General features: G+C 44.3%; 3 protein-coding genes. All 3 read right to left on the bottom strand.

Translation table 11 applies throughout. The annotated features are described in order from the left end of the window. Positions 1-556: 556 nt before the first annotated feature. Positions 557-1,312 carry a LytTR family DNA-binding domain-containing protein gene (locus VN105_RS10510; protein ID WP_325640581.1) on the bottom strand — a complete coding sequence of 252 codons (756 nt, stop codon included), beginning with the start codon at positions 1,310-1,312 and terminating at the stop codon, positions 557-559. A gap of 8 nt (positions 1,313-1,320) precedes the next feature. Next, a complete protein-coding gene (locus VN105_RS10505; protein WP_325640579.1) occupies positions 1,321-2,424 on the bottom strand; it encodes a sensor histidine kinase in 1,104 nt (367 codons plus the stop codon). After that, positions 2,425-3,570: TolC family protein (locus tag VN105_RS10500; protein WP_325640577.1), on the bottom strand; the 1,146-nt coding region annotated here is incomplete at its 5' end.

Raw genomic sequence — 3,570 nt, 5'->3', positions numbered from 1 at the left:
TTCTAAAATCTTTTTGAGAAGTTATTAAACGGCGAGCCCGGCTACTCCCAGGTTCCAGGTTACCCAATATTCCTTCCATCCAGGGCAGGATGGGAGTCATAAGGCTCAAACAAAGGGTGCTCAATATAGAACGCCCTATTTACGTTAATAATCAATTTCTGGTCAAAGTGCCGTATTTCATTATGTCACTTTAGCTTTGAACAGCCTGGATAGGAGGACGATTGATTCGAATTTCTATTAAGTAATGATTTGCTATAAATAACTGTTATTCCGAAGGGCAGATCTATAGTCGTTTTGAATATTGTACAGCTGTTCGTTTGTTAGCTAAAATTGCAAATATTCCTTGTAGATGCCTAAGGCACTGATAAGGCAAGTGGTAGAGAACGAATTTGGTTAAACCAAACAGCATAGCTGTAAAAGTCGCTTTTGAAATTTGTAACAATCCTCTTTAACAAGCGAATTGTATTGATTAACCAGCATGCAATGATTGATTGTAAATAGAATATAGGCGTTCCTGTTAGTTTTTCCCATAAGCTTTAATATTTTTCTCAGGTTGTTACCTGTCCAGCCATAGCTTAAACTGTGGCATTTTGATCCGGCTGACTATGACTTCCGCCTGGCGGTTTCTTTTCAAAAAAATCTTTGCCTTGTCATTGAAATATTTGTGGATGCTGTCGATACTGTTGATATGCAGGATATACTGCCGATTCACCCGGAAGAAAAACTGGGGGTCTAACTGCTCATCGAGTTCTTCCAGTGTATAGGGTACAGCTATAGAATTGCCGTCCAGAAGGTGAAGATAAACGTTTTTATGTTCGAGTGAGATATAATCAATTTCCTCAACCGGGATCACTTTGTAGGTTTCCCGGTAATGCAGAAGAAAGCGGCTTTTGTAGGTTTTCTCCCGGGTACGGAACATTTCCATGATGGCGTCAACTTCATCACCTGATAGTTTTTGCTGAAGGCGTTTAACTTTTTCCAATGCCTCCCTCAACTCTTCTTTTTCAATAGGTTTAAGCAGGTAGGCAACACCGTAAACCTTAAATGCCTGCAAAGCATACTCGTCATAAGCCGTGGTAAAAACGACGGGCGAAGATACTTTTACCTGGCTGAAGATCTCAAAAGACAATCCATCCGCCAGTCGGATATCCATAAAAACGATATCGGGTGCCGGGTTGGCTTCAAGCCATTCTACACTTTCCTGCACGGTAGGCAACACTGCCAGTAGGCGGGCTGCTGGATTCGTTTTTTCGACCAGGCTTTCGAGCAGGCCGGCATTGTGCGTTTCGTCTTCTATAATCAAGTAATTCATGCTCTCCTTTATATATTTAACAGCGGCAACCGTACTTCAAAAAAAGCATCGGTCTCTAAGATTTCAGGTGCTTTGCCTTGCAGCAGCTGGTACCGTTCCTTAATATTTTTGTGTCCCATGCCGGTACTTTTATAATCGATATTAATACGCTGCAGGTTATTTTTTATGATAATTTGATCCTCAACCGTACTGGAGATAGATATATTCAGCGGCTGCTTAAGGGTAGAGATATTGTGTTTAATGGCATTTTCAATTAGTAGCTGTAACGTTACTGGTGGAATCCCTTTCCTTTTATCAGCGCCAGACACGTCAATGGATAAATGGATCGTTTCTCCATGACGGATCTTAATCAGGTGAAAATAAGTTTCCAAAAACTTCAGCTCCTCGTCCAGGGTCACAATATCTTTTTTACCTGTAGTAAGGATGTACCGATATACCTTTGCTAAGCTGGACAGGAATTCCAATGCCGCTTCTTTGTTGATTTCAATAAGCTGGGTGAGGATGCTGAAATTGTTGAACAGGAAATGAGGATCTAGCTGTAATTTCAGCACTTCCAGTTCGGCCAGAAGGGCACTTTCTTTCAGCTGATGCGATAAAATCTCCAGTTTATTAGTTTCGGTAACTTCTGACTTCCATTTTTCAAAAAAAATGAAAGAGTTGTAGAAGCTATTTACGAAGGCTGCCACAACCACATTCACGACCAGATAATTCCGTACGTCCAATCCCTGTTCTTCATTAGCTGAGTCTGGCCCTGGCCATAGCTGCTCATAGAAAATATTTTCCAGGTATAGCAGCAGAAACATACAGCAAATGACCGTACCGGTTGTTAATAGGAAATGAATCAGGATGTTATTTTTTAGAATGATCTTTCTATTGACCCATCCGGAGAGTAGCCTGATAATGCCGAATAAAATGGCATACATAGCCACACCTCCGACGATCGTAACCCCGATCTCTGTCCATTGCGCTTCGGTATAAAAGTTCCACCACTTGCTTTGCGGATTCAGCAAGTACTGGATGATATTGGCCAGCGCCAGTGAAACAGGTACGCCAGTCCATTGAAAAACCGATCTCCATAATGTTCTTGGCTGTCTTGTTTTATTTCTATACATCTAGTTTCCGCCTAAAGATTTGTAGAAAGCAATATAAGTATTTATTTCCTTTTGCTTGGCCGCGGTATGGGCGAGTTCGGCTTGCAAGGAACCCTGCTGTACTGTAAGAACTTCGAGATAGGTAGCCTCACCATACTTGTATAATAACTGCGCATCGGTGATGGCGTTATTCATTGCATTTTTTCGCCCGTTTAGCTCGTTGAGCTGCTCCTTAACCTGCATAATATTACTCATAGCGGTGCTAACCTCCTCTACTGCTGTCAATACCAATTTGCGAAACAAATGTACTGCGGCTTCGCGCTGATGAACGGCCTGTTCATAGCCCGACCGTATGCTCCTTCTGTTAAACAGCGGCTGCGTAAGCCCGGCAGATGCATTACCGAAAAGCGATCCTGGAATAGAAAACCAGTTAGCAAGGTTAGTCGCATTGGAACCGGCTTGCGCCGTAATGCGCAGGGTGGGATAAAATCCGGTTTTGGCAATACCTACCCTGGCACTGGCGGCCTGCAGTAATAATTCCTGTTGTTTTACATCCGGGCGGTTAGCCAGCAGATCTGCAGGGACACCAGCCGCGAGGCCAGCTGCAAAAGCACCGCTATTGAGCCCGCGGGACCGTATGACAGCATCTGGATAGTTTCCAGCCAAAGTCTGTAAAGCATTTTCCTGGGCTTTGATGCTGGCCCTGATCTCCGGGATCAATGCCCTGGTTTCCGCCAGTTGGGCTACTGACTGTTTAATGGCCAGCGCCGACACATCGCCCACAGTATACTGGCTTTCCAGCATTGTAACGGTTTCCTGCATGTTTCTTTCAACCTGCCTGGTGATTCTCAGCTGATCATCCAGGCTTAACAGGTTATAGTACGATTGCGCCGTCTGTGCAATGAGCTGAACGCGTAATGCGCGACGGTTTTCGGTACGACTCAAATAATTGGCCAGGGACTCTTCGCGCTGTTTCTTGAGTTTTCCCCAGAAATCGACATCCCACGAAACCACCGGTGCAAAATTATACTCCTGGAAAACCACCCCGCCGCCGAAGGAAGCCTGCATACTGTTTTTGGACAAACGCTGAATCCCGGTATTTACCTGCAGGCTGAGATCGGGAAGGTAATTCAGCTTAACGCTTTTCAGCTGCGCTTCGGAAGCCAG

The organism is Chitinophaga sp. (genome assembly GCF_035564935.1).
Classification (GTDB): Bacteria; Bacteroidota; Bacteroidia; order Chitinophagales; family Chitinophagaceae; genus Chitinophaga.
The sequence above is the reverse complement of the archived record's forward strand: the minus strand, read 5'-3'. Positions and strand labels throughout refer to the sequence as shown.